The organism is Nocardioides sp. Z43_10 (assembly GCF_059766615.1).
On the sequence record NZ_JCBAJY010000021.1, the window covers coordinates 1 to 1660 of the forward strand.

1 rRNA gene is annotated in these 1660 nt (G+C 54.8%); it reads left to right on the top strand.

Annotated elements, in window-relative coordinates:
- Positions 1–68: 68 nt before the first annotated feature.
- Positions 69–1660, top strand: a 23S ribosomal RNA gene (locus tag AC6EI4_RS19735); the annotation flags it as partial.

A 1660-nucleotide genomic window follows, 5' to 3' on the forward strand; every position in this document is an offset into this window, starting at 1 on the left:
GTGGTTGGGTGGGGGTTGCGGGTTGTTGTTTGAGAACTGCACAGTGGACGCGAGCATCTTTGTAGTAATGACAAGCTACTAAGGGCACATGGTGGATGCCTTGGCACCAAGAGCCGATGAAGGACGTTGGAGCCTGCGATAAGCCCTGGGGAGTTGGCAACCGAGCGTTGATCCGGGGGTGTCCGAATGGGGAAACCCAGCTGGAGTCATGTCCAGTTACCGCTGTCTGAATATATAGGGCAGTTGGAGGGAACGTGGGGAAGTGAAACATCTCAGTACCCACAGGAAGAGAAAACAACAGTGATTCCGAGAGTAGTGGCGAGCGAAATCGGAAGAGGCTAAACCAGTTCCGTGTGATAGCCGGCAGGCGTTGCGGGGCTGGGGTTGTGGGGCCGCTTGATCACATCTGCCGATGTGGTGCAGAGTAAGAAACCCGTGTTGAAGTTGAATTCCATTGGAAAGTGGAGCCGTAGAGGGTGATAGCCCCGTAGGTGTAAGGCACGGGCTCTGGAGCGTTACCCCAAGTAACACGGAACCCCTGAAATTCCGTGTGAATCTGGCGGGACCACCCGTTAAGCCTAAATACTCCTTGGTGACCGATAGCGGACAAGTACCGTGAGGGAAAGGTGAAAAGTACCCCTGGCGGGGAGTGAAATAGTACCTGAAACCATGTGCCTACAATCCGTCGGAGCTGGACTTTAAGTCTGGTGACGGCGTGCCTTTTGAAGAATGAGCCTGCGAGTTTGCGTTGTGTTGCGAGGTTAACCCGTGTGGGGTAGCCGTAGCGAAAGCGAGTCCTAATAGGGCGTTTGAGTAGCGCGATCAAGACCCGAAGCGAAGTGATCTATCCATGGGCAGGTTGAAGCGCGGGTAAGACCGCGTGGAGGACCGAACCCACTTAGGTTGAAAACTGAGGGGATGACCTGTGGATAGGGGTGAAAGGCCAATCAAACTTCGTGATAGCTGGTTCTCCCCGAAATGCATTTAGGTGCAGCGTTGCGTGTTTCTTGCCGGAGGTAGAGCACTGGATAGCTAATGGGCCCTACCAGGTTACTGACGTTAGCCAAACTCCGAATGCCGGTAAGTGAGAGCGCAGCAGTGAGACTGCGGGGGATAAGCTCCGTAGTCGAGAGGGAAACAGCCCAGACCATCAGCTAAGGCCCCTAAGCGATAACTAAGTGGAAAAGGATGTGGAGTCGCAGTGACAACCAGGAGGTTGGCTTGGAAGCAGCCACCCTTGAAAGAGTGCGTAATAGCTCACTGGTCAAGTGATTCCGCGCCGACAATGTAGCGGGGCTCAAGTTATCCGCCGAAGCTATGGCATTCATACAATAGCTAAGCCTTTGTGGTTCAGGTGTGTGGATGGGTAGGGGAGCGTCGTGTGGCGAGTGAAGCGCCGGAGTGATCCAGGTGTGGACGCTACACGAGTGAGAATGCAGGCATGAGTAGCGAATCAAGTGTGAGAAACACTTGCGCCGAATGATCAAGGGTTCCAGGGTCAAGCTAATCTGCCCTGGGTAAGTCGGGACCTAAGGCGAGGCCGACAGGCGTAGTCGATGGACAACGGGTTGATATTCCCGTACCGGCAAAATAGCGCCCATGACGAGGCCGGTGATGCTAAGTGCCCGAACAGTGAGTGATCCCTTCGGGGACGCGAGCC